Source organism: Dermabacter sp. p3-SID358, from assembly GCF_025147465.1.
In the GTDB taxonomy this organism is placed as follows: domain Bacteria; phylum Actinomycetota; class Actinomycetes; order Actinomycetales; family Dermabacteraceae; genus Dermabacter.
This window is the reverse complement of sequence record NZ_JALXOZ010000001.1, coordinates 147,325-161,045: the sequence shown is the minus strand read 5'-3', so window position 1 is coordinate 161,045 and position 13,721 is coordinate 147,325. Positions and strand designations below refer to the sequence as shown.

The 13,721-nt window shown below is 60.2% G+C and carries 14 protein-coding genes; 6 read left to right on the top strand and 8 right to left on the bottom strand.

Annotation, left to right across the window (positions count from 1 at the left end; all coding sequences use genetic code 11):
- Window positions 1-46 precede the first annotated feature (46 nt).
- Complete coding sequence (gene glgC / locus M3B90_RS00815; protein WP_259888153.1) at window positions 47-1,297, top strand: glucose-1-phosphate adenylyltransferase; 1,251 nt, start codon at window positions 47-49, stop codon at window positions 1,295-1,297.
- Between the two features lie 61 nt (window positions 1,298-1,358).
- On the opposite strand, the gene M3B90_RS00810 is transcribed toward glgC, so the two are convergent.
- Together M3B90_RS00810 and fabG are read right to left on the bottom strand one after the other, a co-directional pair.
- Window positions 1,359-1,847, bottom strand: a complete 489-nt coding sequence (locus M3B90_RS00810; protein ID WP_259888151.1) for a histidine phosphatase family protein — start codon at window positions 1,845-1,847, stop codon at window positions 1,359-1,361.
- A 103-nt stretch (window positions 1,848-1,950) separates the two neighbouring features.
- A complete protein-coding gene (gene fabG, locus M3B90_RS00805) occupies window positions 1,951-2,661 on the bottom strand; it encodes a 3-oxoacyl-ACP reductase FabG (protein ID WP_259888150.1) in 711 nt (236 codons plus the stop codon).
- A 130-nt stretch (window positions 2,662-2,791) separates the two neighbouring features.
- Between fabG and M3B90_RS00800 the strand changes: the two genes are divergently transcribed.
- The 5 genes from M3B90_RS00800 (at window position 2,792) to M3B90_RS00780 (ending at window position 5,879) form a co-directional block, all read left to right on the top strand.
- Window positions 2,792-3,313, top strand: coding sequence for a hypothetical protein (locus tag M3B90_RS00800; RefSeq protein ID WP_259888149.1), 522 nt, complete (start codon window positions 2,792-2,794; stop codon window positions 3,311-3,313).
- Window positions 3,303-3,701, top strand: a complete 399-nt coding sequence (locus tag M3B90_RS00795; RefSeq protein WP_259888148.1) for a DUF3099 domain-containing protein — start codon at window positions 3,303-3,305, stop codon at window positions 3,699-3,701. Before M3B90_RS00800 ends, M3B90_RS00795 begins: the two co-directional genes overlap by 11 nt.
- Window positions 3,698-4,630, top strand: coding sequence for an SURF1 family protein (locus tag M3B90_RS00790; protein WP_259888147.1), 933 nt, complete (start codon window positions 3,698-3,700; stop codon window positions 4,628-4,630). The genes M3B90_RS00795 and M3B90_RS00790 overlap by 4 nt, the downstream gene beginning before the upstream one ends.
- A complete protein-coding gene (locus tag M3B90_RS00785; protein ID WP_259888146.1) occupies window positions 4,627-5,463 on the top strand; it encodes a glycerophosphodiester phosphodiesterase family protein in 837 nt (278 codons plus the stop codon). The genes M3B90_RS00790 and M3B90_RS00785 overlap by 4 nt, the downstream gene beginning before the upstream one ends.
- A 62-nt stretch (window positions 5,464-5,525) precedes the next feature.
- Complete coding sequence (locus tag M3B90_RS00780; RefSeq protein WP_016664563.1) at window positions 5,526-5,879, top strand: RNA polymerase-binding protein RbpA; 354 nt, start codon at window positions 5,526-5,528, stop codon at window positions 5,877-5,879.
- Between the two features lie 39 nt (window positions 5,880-5,918).
- Here the strand turns inward: M3B90_RS00780 and M3B90_RS00775 are convergent, their stop codons facing one another.
- From M3B90_RS00775 to tatC, 6 genes are all read right to left on the bottom strand, one after another.
- The gene (locus M3B90_RS00775; protein WP_259888145.1) at window positions 5,919-6,533 is read right to left on the bottom strand and encodes an FxsA family protein; all 615 of its coding nucleotides are present in this window, start codon (window positions 6,531-6,533) and stop codon (window positions 5,919-5,921) included.
- Complete coding sequence (locus M3B90_RS00770) at window positions 6,530-7,276, bottom strand: polyprenol monophosphomannose synthase (RefSeq protein WP_259888144.1); 747 nt, start codon at window positions 7,274-7,276, stop codon at window positions 6,530-6,532. The genes M3B90_RS00775 and M3B90_RS00770 overlap by 4 nt, the downstream gene beginning before the upstream one ends.
- On the bottom strand, window positions 7,273-8,883 hold the full coding sequence (gene lnt / locus M3B90_RS00765; RefSeq protein ID WP_259888143.1) for an apolipoprotein N-acyltransferase: 1,611 nt from the start codon (window positions 8,881-8,883) through the stop codon (window positions 7,273-7,275). The genes M3B90_RS00770 and lnt overlap by 4 nt, the downstream gene beginning before the upstream one ends.
- A 140-nt stretch (window positions 8,884-9,023) precedes the next feature.
- On the bottom strand, window positions 9,024-11,858 hold the full coding sequence (locus tag M3B90_RS00760; RefSeq protein ID WP_259888142.1) for an RNA helicase: 2,835 nt from the start codon (window positions 11,856-11,858) through the stop codon (window positions 9,024-9,026).
- Window positions 11,855-12,790, bottom strand: coding sequence for a diacylglycerol kinase family protein (locus M3B90_RS00755; protein WP_259888141.1), 936 nt, complete (start codon window positions 12,788-12,790; stop codon window positions 11,855-11,857). Before M3B90_RS00755 ends, M3B90_RS00760 begins: the two co-directional genes overlap by 4 nt.
- A complete protein-coding gene (gene tatC / locus M3B90_RS00750; RefSeq protein ID WP_259888140.1) occupies window positions 12,787-13,674 on the bottom strand; it encodes a twin-arginine translocase subunit TatC in 888 nt (295 codons plus the stop codon). The genes M3B90_RS00755 and tatC overlap by 4 nt, the downstream gene beginning before the upstream one ends.
- Between the last annotated feature and the right edge of the window lie 47 nt (window positions 13,675-13,721).

The window sequence follows — 13,721 nt, the reverse complement described above, 5'->3', positions numbered from 1 at the left end:
AGTAAACGCTAACGTGATGCAGCTAACTGTGCATTAGGATAAAAGCATGGTCGCAAAGAAGGTCCTTGCAATTGTTCTTGCCGGCGGTGAAGGTAAGCGCCTCATGCCGCTCACACTCGATCGAGCAAAACCCGCCGTTCCTTTTGGCGGCTCGTACAGGCTCATTGATTTTGCGCTTTCGAACATCGTGAACTCGGGCTACCTTCAGGTGGTTGTTCTCACGCAGTACAAGTCGCATTCACTCGATACCCACATTGCGAAGACATGGCGCATGAGCTCACTTCTCGGAAACTACGTGGCCCCAGTACCGGCGCAGCAACGCATGGGCAAGCACTGGTACCTCGGAAGCGCCGACGCGATCTATCAGAACCTCAACATCATCGGTGACTCAAAGCCTGACTACATCGTCGTCGTCGGCGCTGATCACGTGTATCGCATGGATTTTTCTCAGATGGTCGAGGCGCACATCGAATCGGGTCGCTCGTGCACGGTCGCCGCCATCCGCCAGCCCATCGAACAATCGGATCAATTCGGCGTGATCGAGGTCGATCCGGAAGATCCCACTCGCATTGCGCAGTTTGTCGAGAAGCCGAAGGAAACGCAGGGCCTGCCGGACGATCCACACTCGGTACTCGCCTCGATGGGCAACTATGTTTTCACCGCCGACGCCCTCGTCGAGGCCGTGACAAAAGACGCTGAAGATGCAGAGTCGAACCACGACATGGGCGGCGACATCGTTCCCCATTTCGTGAAACTCAATGACGCGGGAGTGTACGACTTCATTCGCAACGATGTTCCCGGGTCGACCGATCGCGATCGAGACTACTGGCGAGACGTTGGTACGCTCGACGCTTTCTACGAAGCACACATGGATCTCATCTCGATCCATCCGATCTTCAACCTCTACAACACTGCCTGGCCAGTCTTCACGGAATCGCGTTCCGCTCTCGCGCCCGCAAAGTTTGTGCATGCGGGTCCGGGTCGCGTCGGCACCGCGGTCGATTCGATCGTCTCGGCAGGCGTGGTGGTCTCAGGTGCACAGATCTCAAACTCGGTGATCGGGCCGGGCGCGCAGTTGCACTCGTGGTCGTCGATCTCCGACTCCGTCATCATGGACAACGTGACTGTGGGCCGTCACTCCCAGATTCACCGCGCGATCATCGACAAGGACATCGACATCCCACCGCGCACACAGATCGGGCTTAACCGCGACGAAGACCTCGCCCGCGGGTGGACGGTGACAGATTCCGGAATCACCGTGATCGGAAAGGGCACGATCATCGAGCCACAGCACTAACTGAGGAGAAGGAAAAGAGGCGCCTCATGAGGCGCCTCTTTTCCTGTGGCTAGCTCGCGTGCTAACCCCGCACGAGGGTTAACAGATCGAGTTCCTCCTCCGCGATGGCATTCCACGTGTCTGCACTCGAGGTGAGGACGCTCATCGAGCCGGTTGGGACACCGATTCGCACCTGTGCGAGAGAAGCGGCATCCGAACGATCATCATTGCTCAGATACGCGGCGAGTTGACTCATGGTCGGTTCGTGCCCGACGACGAGCAGAACCTTGCACGCCTCGTCCACCTCGCGGATGAGATCGAGGACTTCTCGCACTCCCCCGTGGTAAAGCTCGTCGAGAATGCTCGCCTCGCATTCAATCTCGCCGAGAGAGCCGTGAACGTCCGCCCACGTTTCCTGTGTGCGAGCCGCGGAAGACACGAGAGCGCAGCTCGGTCGCACCCCCTGAGCGCGAAGATAATCACCGATGATCCGTGCCTGTAAATGCCCTCTTTCAGTGAGCACGCGTTCCATATCGCTTGCGGCATCTGATTCTGCTTTTCCGTGCCGCATCAAAAGAAGAATGCGACTAGGAGGTTCGTCACTCACGCGGTTTCACCCATTCTGCGCCTGAGGCGCGCTCGATGTCAGTTTCTGTTCTCGTGGCGTGCTGATTTCAGTGTCCCATGCCAAGGCCACCGTCAACAGGAATGACGGCGCCGGAGATATAGGAGGCATCGTCGCTCGCAAGAAATGCCGCTACCTTGGCGACCTCACTCGGAGCGGCGAAGCGTCCGGCTGGAATCTGAGAGAGATACTGCTTCTTGCGGTCCTCATCGAGCTGGCTCGTCATTTCGGTTTCGATATACCCGGGAGCGATGACGTTTGTTGTAATGCCACGTGAGCCGAGTTCCCGCGTGAGCGAGCGCGCCATTCCAATGAGCCCGGCCTTTGATGAGGCGTAGTTCACCTGGCCCGGTGAGCCGAGCAGGCTCACAACGGAAGAGAGGAGAATGATGCGGCCCTTCTTGCTGCGCATCATGGCTTTGATCGCGCGCTTCACCGTTCGGAACGTGCCGTTGAGATTCGTATTGACAACGTTGTCGAACGAGTCGTCGCTCATGCGGAGCATGAGCTGATCATCCGTAATGCCAGCGTTGGCGATAAGCACCTCGACGCTTCCGTGCGCCTTTTCGACCTCGGCGAAGGCTTCGTCGAGCGATGCGGGATCGGTGACGTCTGCTTTGACCGTCAGAGCGCCCTCGGGGCCCCCTGCGCCCGACCTGGACGTCACGGCGACCTTGTCGCCGAGAGACAGAAAGTGCTCGGCGAGCGCATAGCCGATGCCACGGTTGCCGCCTGTAATCAACACGCTTCGAGAGGTCACAGTAGCCCTTTCACGCTATGGAAGAATGAATCTGTCGCCCAGCCTATCGCTAAAGATCGCGAACCGACGCATAGCCTACGATGGACTGGCACGTCCATGGATTTGATTCTCGCTCGGGAGGAGAGCACCGATGGCTTCGCGATTTAATCCGCCTCCGTCGTGGCCGGAACCCCCCGAGGGCACAGGCGATCTCCCGGCATCATGGCAACCCGATCCTCGCTGGCCGGAAGTCCCCGCAGGATGGCGCCTCGATTTCGACCCGGCAACCGTCGGCCCCTCTCCCGCTGTCAAGGCGCCGGTATCGCGCAGCGAAGGGTTGCGGGCAAGTGCCGTCGTCTCGGAACGGCCGGGCGAGTACCCTGCGAGCGTCGAACTTCCGGGTCATGTTGAACCGGTGGATATCAGCTCGTCGCATAGCAATGGTTTCGCTCAAGAGAAACCACGCGCCTTGAGCGCATACGATCCTCGCGCGCGCCGCAGGAAGCTGGTCGTGAATCTGTGCTTGTGCCTCGTGGGCGTACTACTTGTCGCGGCCGCGGTGTACGGCTTTTCCGAGCTGTATTCATACGCGATGAATGAGCTGCCGAAGGGCGAAAGGGCTGCCGCGGCGGCGCTTTTCTCTACCGCCTCGCCGATTGTTCATGCCCACTAACCATCTCGAACACTCCGCACCCACTCCCGCGAGCGATCACACACCGTTTTCAGTCTCACCCGCGGCTATCCCCGTTGCTCGTTCGGTCGACGTGTCGCGCCGTTCACGCACGTACATCGTGGCAATGGCGATCCGCATGATCTGCCTCGCCCTCATCATTGTGGTGCCAGGTGCGTGGAAACTCGCCGCTCTTGCGGGGGCGCTCATTCTTCCTCTTTTCGCTGTCCTCGTCGCTAACGATCAGGCAGTTCCCACGAGTGCACAGCCCAATGCACCTGCCCCAGGCAACCATGCTCCGCTCATTCTCGCTGCGGAGCCTTCCCAGCCATTTATCACGGTTGAAGAGGACGGCACAGTGCGCGAATCATGGGGCGGTGAGCGCCCGTGAGCGGTAAGAATCTCCGCGTGCTCCTGACGTGGCGATGGGCACTCGCGCTTATTTTTGTTGTGCTGGCAACATTCACGTGCGTGCGCCTCGGTATTTGGCAATTGCACAGGTTCGAAGAAAAGAGCGCTCGAGCCGCCGTGATCGAGCTGCATTACGATGCCAAACCGATTGAGTTGAGTAATGCTCCAGCCTCCGCAGCGTCCAGGCTTTCGGCGAGCGATGACTACACGGTCGTGAAAGCACGCGGACGCTACTGCATGGAGCCCACATGCGTGCTCTACGTAAGGAACCGCGTGTCGGGCTCAAGCGTTGGCTTTTGGCAGCTCGTGCCATTTCATACTTCCGAAGGACAGACCCTCCTCGTGGTTCGCGGGTGGATCGAGACTGGCCAAACCGATTCGGTTCCCGCAACGCACCCCAGGGTCCCAGATGGCGAGGTTGATCTCGTCGCTCGGCTGCGGCCGCGCGAACCCCGACTCGCCGAGAGACCCGAGGTCAAGGGGCAGCTCCACTCCGTCAATGCCACCGATGTTGAAGCCCAAGTACCTGAGCTCACGAATGTACTCAAAGGCGCCTACGGCGAAGCCGTAAGCGAAAACGGTGCAGCACCGGAGGGTCTTGCGCCCCTAGCGAAGCCCGAGACCTCCACCGGTCCTCATCTCTCCTATGCGTTTCAATGGTGGATTTTTTCGGCGTTCTTCGTGCTCGGGTTGGTGGTGTCGGCGAGACGCACGGTGCTCGATCACTCAGAGGGAGAAAAGGGCAGGTCCGACGCTACCCACGCGTCCGTTGAGCCTGCACGTCACGAACCGATTTCCACATTCGGCCGGTCACACCGCTACGGTTCTGCGCGCAAAGGTCGTCGTAGATCGAGCGGAAGCGATGAGGACGAGGAAGATCTTCTTCTTGAGGAAAGGCGTGAAGGATGAGCGTAAAGAGGCGACGTTACTTCTCCGGTCCCCTTCCCCGAGCGATTGCGCATCGTGGGTTCGCGCCGGATGGAGGCGAGAATACGCTCGAGGCATTTCAAGCCGCCCTCCTGGAAGGTGCCGATGTTCTCGAAACGGATGTCCAGGCCACGAGCGACGCAGTAGCGCTCACCTTTCACGATCCGACTCTTGCACGTGTCGTCGCGGGCGATGATCGCGTTGTTGCTGACACATCGTGGAAGGCGCTTAGGTCTGTTCGAATCCAGGATGCGGGAGAGATCACTCGCCTCGATGAAGCGCTCGCGTCATTTCCATCTGCGCTGTTCAACATCGACGTGAAGTCCGCTCGCGCAATCGCTCCAACCGTGTCGGCCATTGAACGAACCGGAGCGGGCAGGCGCGTGTGTCTCACGAGCTTCGACCCGAAAATCGCGAAAGAGGTCGTTACCCGGGCAAGCAAGGCGTGCGGTTATCCGGTCATGGCGAGTGCGTCTCGCACAACCGTTGCCGCTTTCCTCGCCTCCTCCCACCTCGGAACCGAGTTCCTGAGCGCGAGAATACTTGCGCCGTTCGCAGCGCTTCAGGTGCCAGTCCGCTTCAGGGGAATCCACGTCATCACGCCGCGCTTTGTTGCAGCTGCACACCGAACGGGGTGCGAGGTACACGCGTGGACGATCGACGAAGAGCGACTCATGCACCGTCTGCTCGACATGGGGGTGGATGGTATCGTGAGTAACCGTACTGATCGGCTCGTGAACGTTCGCGAGGCCCGTGCCACACGCCGTACGGGACCGGGGAATATCCACACCGGCCGAAGCGTTGACGGATCGTGATTGCCCGGCGAATAGCCGCGGAATAGGTCCATAACCCACAAGGTAGGGAAGTAGGTCGCTCGATGAACTCTCGCTCACTGCGAGGCACCCGGCTCGGTTCGCTCTCGATGGAAACGGACGACGGCGTTCTTGCCGCTCCGCGCCAGGAAGCGAAGTACGACTGCCCAAACAAGCACATCATCATTCTCCCGTTTTCGGTTGAAGCCGATGTGCCCCTCGTGTGGGAGTGCCGTTGCGGTGAAACGGCCGTTCTTCGCGATCACGAAAAACCCGAAGGCAAGCCCGGTAAGCCTCAGCGCACGCACTGGGACATGCTGCTCGAGCGCCGCTCGGAGGAAGAACTTCAGGAGCTTCTCGACAAGCGCCTCGAATTGCTGCGCGCAGGCAAGCTCCACTCGAACCGTCACTTCCTGTAACGGCGCAAGCCCGGTCTTCCACACCGGGTGCTGAGAGTCTTAGAGAACGTCGCCCTCGAAAGGGGGCGGCGTTTTTCCATCTCCGCTCTCTCGCTGTGGCCGATCGTTCCCCTTGATCCGCGGAAGTTCGTCGCTCTCGTGAGCGGGGCCGGATGAGGCGGAGCTACCGCGAGGGTCCGACGCTTGCTTGGTGGTATCGATGACGATTTCGCTCTCGATGGACGCCCCACGATCGGAGGTAAAGAGGATGCGCCTTGAAGAGGAGGCCGAACCGAGGCCGATTGACGTGAGTGTTTTTTCCTGTACGGGAGTAAAAAGAAGGATGAGGCCCGCGATGTCAGTGAGGATGCCGGGGAAAAAGAACAGCACGGCGGAGATCAGGGTAAACGCTGGGCGCGAGAGGTGCTTCTTGCGCTCCCCTCGCCCGGTTGCGGCCCGCCACAGTGAAATGATCCGCGTAATCGACTGCTGCCCAGCGGAGAGCAGGAGCGCAAACCCCACGACCCAACCGAGAGCGATGAGCAGCAGCGGGACCCACCAGCGCGTCGCGGAACCAATCCAGATAAGGATGGCGATTTCGAGGATGCCGAGAAAGATGGCGCCAATCGGTAGCGCCCATGCGGGAATCGAACGCGTCTTCTGAGGCTTGCTCATCGAACACCTGCTTTCGCGAGGTTGCGCGCCTGCGCGAGCCGGTGCTCGAGGCCCCACTGCGTCACTCGCACCATCGCCTCGCGAATGATCGCCGAGCTCATTTTGGATTCGCCGTGCTCGCGCTCGTCAAAATCGATGGGGACCTCGCGGATTACGAAGCCTTCGGCGCGAACTCTGCGCGTCATATCGACCTGAAAACAATAGCCTTGGCTCGCGACAGCTTCGCCGGCGAGAACGTGCGTGAGGACGTCGGAGCGGAAGGCTCGAAAGCCTGCGGTTGCATCCTTTACCCCGAGACCAAGAGCGATATTGACGTAACTGTTGGCGCCGCGAGAAAGAAGTTCGCGATTCAGCGGCCAATGATGAACCGCCCCGCCCTTCACCCAACGCGAGCCGATAGCGAGATCCGCACCGCGCTCGATCGCGGTGAGGAGCCTTCCGAGCTGCTCCGGCCTATGCGAGGAGTCGGCGTCCATTTCGCATAGCACGTCGTAACCTTCTTCAAGCCCCCACGCGAATCCTGCGAGATACGCGGGCCCGAGACCGCCCTTCTCGGTGCGGTGAAGCACGTGCACGTGCGCATCATTCTTGGCGACCTTGTCGGCCCACTCCCCCGTGCCGTCCGGTGAGCCATCATCAACGACGAGCACATGGGCCCCGGGCTCAGCATTTCTCAGCCTTTCGAGAGTGGGCGGAAGCGCATCGATCTCGTTATAGGTGGGGATGATGACGAGAGTGGTCACGAGCGTGAGCGCCTTTCTTTGATCGTTCGTGGCGGTGCGATGACACTGGCAAGAAGTACAACGCCCGCGAGGGCCGCGATGATTCCTTTAATGACGTTGCCGTGCTGCATCGCAGGCGTGAGGCCCGTACGGACAGGAACGTCGGCAACCATCGATCCTTCCGTCCAATGATCGAGACCTGTGAGTCGGCGGCCTTCTGGAGTGAAGATGGCGGAGTCACCGACGGTGGAAACGTGGACGACGCTACGCCCCGAAATCACAGCGAACACCTTGGCTTGGGCGAGTTGCTGGATTGACTCGTGGGAGTCGAGAAACAGCGCGTTGTTGGACTGCACGATGAGGAGCTCGGCGCCTGCGTTCACGGTATCTGCGACGCTCTGCTCATAAGCGATCTCAAAGCAAATCAGAACCCCGACCTTGGCACCGGAAACGTCAAGCACGCCAACCTTGTTGCCGGGAGTCATGTCTCGATCGACGAGTGAAACCTTGTTGGTGATCTTCGAAAAGAAGTCGCGATGCGGGATGTACTCACCAAAAGGAACGGGGTGCCGTTTCGTGTACTCCTGGCCCGTGGGGCCCTTCTCGTCAACGAGGACCGAGGTATTGAAGCGCGCTTGAGTACCATTGGGGTGCTGCGTGCCGACGAGAATCGGCGCACCCGCCTCATCAGCGAGCTCCTTGAGCGCTTCCATACGCTCAGGCTTTCTTTGCACGTCCCAGCCGGTCGAATCCTCGGGCCATACGACGAGTTGAGCATGGCCGCCGCTCGCGAGGAAATCGCGCATCTGCTTCACGTGGTTCGCAAACATCGTGTCGGGAATGTAGTACGAACCAGCTTTGGGGCGTTCGATGTTGCCTTGAATGCCGGCTACTCGAATCGAGTGATGCCCTGAATCGACGGAATTGGCGGGTCTGGGCGTCACGAGCGCGAACAGTACGAGAATGATCGCAACGGAGGCGGGCCATACGGCGTGCATGCCATTGGATCCGCGGGCTCTGCGGAACGTCAGTGAACACGCGGTACTCAAGACATAAGCGCCGAGCAATCCCGAGACAGCGCCGAGCCCGGTCACCCCCAGCCACGGGCCAAAGTTCAATAGAGGGGATTCAGCGTAAGCGAATGCACTCATCCCCCAGGACAGACCACCCCACGGCACGCTGGAGCGGGCAAACTCCACCATCGCCCACAGGCACGCGATTCCCACGCTGCTCGAAAAACGGATGCCTCTTCGTACGAGGATGAACCGGGCAAGCACGCTAAAGGCAGCGATGAAGAGAGCTTCGAAAACCGCAAGCGCGAGATGCGGGCCCAGACCCGCGTAAATGCTGGCCCACGAAAACAGTGGGATAAACGCACTCGTCCCAAACAGAAGTCCACTCACAAACGCGACGACCCACCGGCGCGTGAACGACGCAAAATAGAGGGCTCCGAGTGCGAGCGGAAGGAGACCCCAAAGGCCATAGGGATCAAATGCCAGGTGGAAGAGCAACCCACCAACGACGGCGCTCACAAGGGCAACAAACGGGGGCGTAAATTTTTCACCCTCGAAATGGGGAACAAGGATTTCGCGAGTGTCGCTCGCGGCTTTGTGCTTCTCATCCTTCACGTGCGACACCCCGCACAGAAGAAGCGGCGAAGGAACGGTGGAGGTGTGGCAGCGCCACCCACACACACGCGCATCTTCTTACCCGACATTCCTCGCCTTCACCGGTGTTTCGACCTCGACTGTTTCTCAAGACAGCGCTTTTACATATCTTGGGCCACGATCCCGCGCAAAAGCTGAAGGCGGGACTTGCGCGCGGTCGCCGCGGCCCCTGCGTAGGCCTCTCCTGGAACATGAGCGAGGTGGTCAAGGAGATCGATTACTTGCCGGACGTGTCGAACGAAGTCCCCCGGGGCGACGGGAGCATTTCCTACTGATTGCGCGAAGCCCTCCCCCTGTGCCCAGCGATAAACAGCCGAGCAAAGACCCGGATGAGGCGCGGGGGTCTGCTCCAAACCCGCGCGACGTTCGTGCACGTTGATGTCATCGGCCAGGACCGATACTGCATAAAGAGCGCGAGAAACAGTGCGATCGTCGTGATCTTCGCCGCCGCCCTCTTCGCGCCGAGGTTCGTAGCTGAGTGCGCTTGCGACAGCGGCGAGGGCTGCGGGCGAGAGATCCTCCAATACTCCCTGGTCAAGAGCCTCGCACACGATGAGGTCACGTTCGGAGTAGATGCGCTGCAACAGCTCCCCTTTTGCCGTCACGCTCACGTGCCGGCTGGCGTCGGCCTCCGCGACGTACCCGAGTGCCTCGAGAACCGCCCGAACCCGGTCGAACTGCCGCACGAGCTGCGACGTGCGGTGCGCAACACTCCGCTCAAAACGGGCTGCTTCGCGCGCGGCCTTTCGGTAGCGCGAAATCCATCGCATGTGCTGCTCTCGCTCCTCGCAGTGATGACAAGGATGCGTGCGCAACGCTTCACGAAGCTCCACGAGCATCGAATCGTGGTGGGGATTTGATTGCTTTTCGCTCGAGCGAGCTCTTACGGCTTGACGGGGTGATTCCTCCCCGCGGAGCTTTTCTCGAAGTGCCGAAGCAGTGTCCTTGCGCACCCGTGCACTGCGCACACGATCAAGCGAAGGCACGCGCATCTTTTCGAGAACCATGGGGCTCGCGGTGAAATCTTCAGTGTAGAGGTCCCGCAGTTGACCCTCTCGCGTGATCACCCATACTCGCGGGCCTCGTACGGTTTTGTCGTGGTCGATGACCACCGCGAACCCTGAGCGGCGGCCGCCAGGAATGGCGATGATCTCACCGCGCCGAAGCTTGCCCACGATCGAGCGGGTGCGCTCGCGCTGCTTGTCGGCGCGGTTGCGGCTCAATTCCTTCTCGCGCGCCGAGATCTTCTCGAGGATATCCGCGTATTCAGCAATGTCACCCTTCGAGCAGTGCATCGCCTCCCGGTATTGCTCGGCAATGTCCTGCTTTTCACGCGCCTTGCGAGCTTCGGTCACGACACTGCGGTCGGTGTGGAATTGGGCGAAACTGCTTTCAAGAGTTTCGTAGGCCTCATCGAGGCTATAGCGACCGAGAAGGTTGACGGCCATGTTGTACGTAGGCCTGAACGCAGAGCGCAGTTTGTATGTTCTGGTCGATGCCAGCCCCGCAACATCCTGGGCCGCGACGGAAGAACCAACGACCACGACGGCGTGGCCCTCGACGTCGATACCGCGCCTCCCCGCGCGGCCCGTGAGCTGCGTGTACTCCCCCGGGGTGATCTTCGCGTGCTCGGTTCCGTTGAACTTGGTGAGCTTGTCGAGAACGACCGTCCGTGCGGGCATGTTTATCCCGAGCGCGAGCGTCTCCGTTGCGCACACGACTTTCACCAGGCCGCGTGCAAAGAGGTCCTCGATCACGGCTTTCACCGCTGGCAGCTGTCCGGCGTGGTGAGCGGCGAGGCCGTTCATGGCCGCGCGTTCGATCCGTTCGATTCCCAGTGCGTCGTAATCGTCTGCGCGCAGATCCCCGAGTGCGGCCCGGAAAGCCTCTTTGATCTGAGATCGTTCGGCGTCGTCCGTGAGGCGCACGTGAGCGCGCATGAGCTGCGCGACGGCTTGGTCGCAGCCGCTTCTGGAAAAAATGAAGAAGATTGCGGGCAGCATCCCACGCTTCTCAAGAAGAAAAACAACATCGGCCCGACTCATCGCGCGGGGACGCATCCTTTGGTCGTGGCGATTCGAGCGGTGGGGGCCGCGCTGATCGTTTCGACGGTCGCGATACCCACGGCGCCCCGACCTTCCTCCCTTACGGCCGCGCCTATGGCGTTTGCCGCCGTAGTGGTGTCCCGTGGGGACGTCGTTCCACGTATCCTTGCCAATCTCGGCGAGCACAGGATTCACCTCTCGGTAACGCCTGTGGGCGAAAGGACCGTGTGAAGGCGTCGCGTTGCCGTCCTCGTCAAGGAAAACATCGATGAGCTCGTGGTCGCTCAGAACGTGCTGCCACAGAGGGATCGGTCGACGCTCAGAGACAATCACTTCGGTACTTCCGCGCACTTCCTCGATCCACGCGCCGAATTCCTCGACGTTCGACACGGTCGCGCTTAACGCCACGAGCTGAACGCTGCGCGGTAAGTGAATGATGATCTCTTCCCACACGGGACCGCGCATTCGGTCAGCAAGGTAGTGGACCTCGTCCATGACGACGTACCCGAGCGAATACAGTGTGGGCGAATCGGCGTACATCATATTGCGGAGGATCTCGGTCGTCATGACCACGACCTGCGCCTCCGAATTAATGTTGACGTCGCCTGTCACGAGACCTACCGCCTCATGCCCGAGCCATTCCACGAGTTCTTGGTATTTCTGGTTGCTCAGAGCCTTGATGGGCGTTGTGTAGAAGACTTTCACCCCGTGGGCGATTGCCCGGTGAACCGCGTATTCGCCCGCGATCGTTTTCCCGGCCCCGGTAGGAGCCGCCACGAGCACGGAGCTGCCTCGATCGAGAGCATCCATCGCGCTCACCTGGAATGGGTCGAGACGAAACGAGAAACGGTCGGTGAAGCTTGCGCGAAGGTCCCTGTCGTTGTCGTTCATGCCGCTTTCTCCTCGGTGTCGCAGTCGTGCAGGGACGGCGAAAGTATGCTCACCGCCCTGGGCAGGACTCGCGCGTGGAGGGGAAGGAAAGCGCGCGGCTCCCCATCGCTGCATACTTCTAGCTGTTCAGTCGAACCGATCGTGAGGCTCGTGCACGGCGTAACCGAGTACTGCTCTAGATTCACGTGGTTTCCCGAAAACACTCGCGGGAAAAAGCGCACGAGACCACCCCGCGTTATACCCGAAACGCTCACAAACTCGAGCACACCGTCGTCCAAACGTGAGCTTGGGCAATATTTCATTCCGCCGCCGAAATACCCCGAATTGGAAAGGGTGACGAGTGAAGCTTCAAGCTCAATCCGTTCACCGCCATCGATCTCGACCCAGTAGTCGCGTGGCCGGTAGGCGAGAAGTTCCCGAACGACCGCGGCTGTATAGCCATAGCTCGAGCGGTTCGCGCGCACATTCACGATCGCGTCAAAACCCATGTTGAGATTGCCTAGGGCGATGACGCTTTCGGACTCCGGTTCGCCTTCAAAGTGCGCTTCGATCGCGTCGATGCGTTGCTCGGCACGCGCGAGTGCGGACACGATCGTGCGCACGGCGGCGTCGGAATCCCCGAGCGGGAGCCCGAGCGCCCGCGCGAGATCATTCCCCGACCCAGCCGGGATGATTCCCAGGCGAGTGCGCGTTCCGCACACGAGCGACGCTCCGAGGGCAACCGTGCCATCGCCGCCCACGACCACGAGCGCATCAAGCGTGTCGAGGACCGCTCGTGCGCGGCGTCTGGCCGTTACTGCATCGGGAGCGGAGAGATCGATAACTGAAAGCCCAGCGGCAGTCAAAAGCGCACGAACATCATGGCCGATGTTACGGGCCCGGCGTTTGGCCGCATACGGGTTCGCAATGACCCCGATTCGAAGGCGGTTCATGATTCTTTTGAACCGCCGGGTTCCTTGCGGGAGTCGGCGTAGGCGTCATCGAGTGATTTGGGAAGGGCGATTTCCGAAGGGATGTATTTTCCGGACTCCGTGAATGCCGATTGCTTCTTGAGCCTCTTTTCTCTGCGTGTCTCGAGGATGTAGGCCACGAGAACGGCGCCGAAGAACAGAATGAGGAACGGCGAGGTCACGAGCAGCAGAGTGATCGGTTCAGGAGTGGGCACCATAGCCGCGGTGAAGATGAAGCTGATGAGAATTGCCCAGCGCCACGCTTTAAGGATCGAGCGCCACGGAAGAATTCCCACGATGTTCAGTGCCACGAGAAAGACCGGGTAGATAAAGGCGATGCCGAACACCATGCAGGTCTTGACGACGAGCTCGATGTAGTCGCGAAACTCGACGAGCTGAAGCACTTCCTTGTTTGGCCCGAACGTCATGAGGATGGGAATCGCCCGTGTAATAGCGAAGTACCCGAATATGGCACCCGCGAAAAAGAGCGGGCCCGAGGAAAAGAGGAAGGAGAGAGCCCAGCGCTTCTCGTTCTTTTTGAGGCCAAGTGAGATGAATGCCCACGCCTGATACACGATCACGGGGATGCTCAGCGCCACTCCGATGTAGGCGGCAAGTCTCAAGTGAGTCTCGAACGTACCGGCGACACCGCCGATGTTGATCGCGACGTTGTACCCGAGCCCTTTGAGTTCGCGGAACGGAACGGCGAGGGCCTCATAAAGCGGGTAGTAGAGAAACCAACCGGCGATGGAGAAGAGAACGACAAAGACCGCGACGATGAAGATTCGGTCACGAAGCTCGGCGAGGTGCTCGCCAAGACTCATGCGCCCTTCTGGGTCGCGAGGGCGTTTCTTCTTCTTTGCCACGTGTGTTGCCTATCCTCATTTTCCGCCCGGCCCTCGTCCGTTGAGAG

Excerpts from the sequence above, each read along its gene's own strand:
- M3B90_RS00795 (WP_259888148.1), top strand. The coding sequence starts at position 3,303 with ATGCCCACTAACCATCTCGAACACTCCGCACCCACTCCCGCGAGCGAT.
- M3B90_RS00760 (WP_259888142.1), bottom strand. The coding sequence starts at position 11,858 with ATGAACGACAACGACAGGGACCTTCGCGCAAGCTTCACCGACCGTTTC.
- M3B90_RS00800 (WP_259888149.1), top strand. The coding sequence starts at position 2,792 with ATGGCTTCGCGATTTAATCCGCCTCCGTCGTGGCCGGAACCCCCCGAG.
- M3B90_RS00785 (WP_259888146.1), top strand. The coding sequence starts at position 4,627 with ATGAGCGTAAAGAGGCGACGTTACTTCTCCGGTCCCCTTCCCCGAGCG.
- M3B90_RS00810 (WP_259888151.1), bottom strand. The coding sequence starts at position 1,847 with ATGCGGCACGGAAAAGCAGAATCAGATGCCGCAAGCGATATGGAACGC.
- M3B90_RS00755 (WP_259888141.1), bottom strand. The coding sequence starts at position 12,790 with ATGAACCGCCTTCGAATCGGGGTCATTGCGAACCCGTATGCGGCCAAA.
- glgC (WP_259888153.1), top strand. The coding sequence starts at position 47 with ATGGTCGCAAAGAAGGTCCTTGCAATTGTTCTTGCCGGCGGTGAAGGT.
- M3B90_RS00775 (WP_259888145.1), bottom strand. The coding sequence starts at position 6,533 with ATGAGCAAGCCTCAGAAGACGCGTTCGATTCCCGCATGGGCGCTACCG.
- M3B90_RS00780 (WP_016664563.1), top strand. The coding sequence starts at position 5,526 with ATGAACTCTCGCTCACTGCGAGGCACCCGGCTCGGTTCGCTCTCGATG.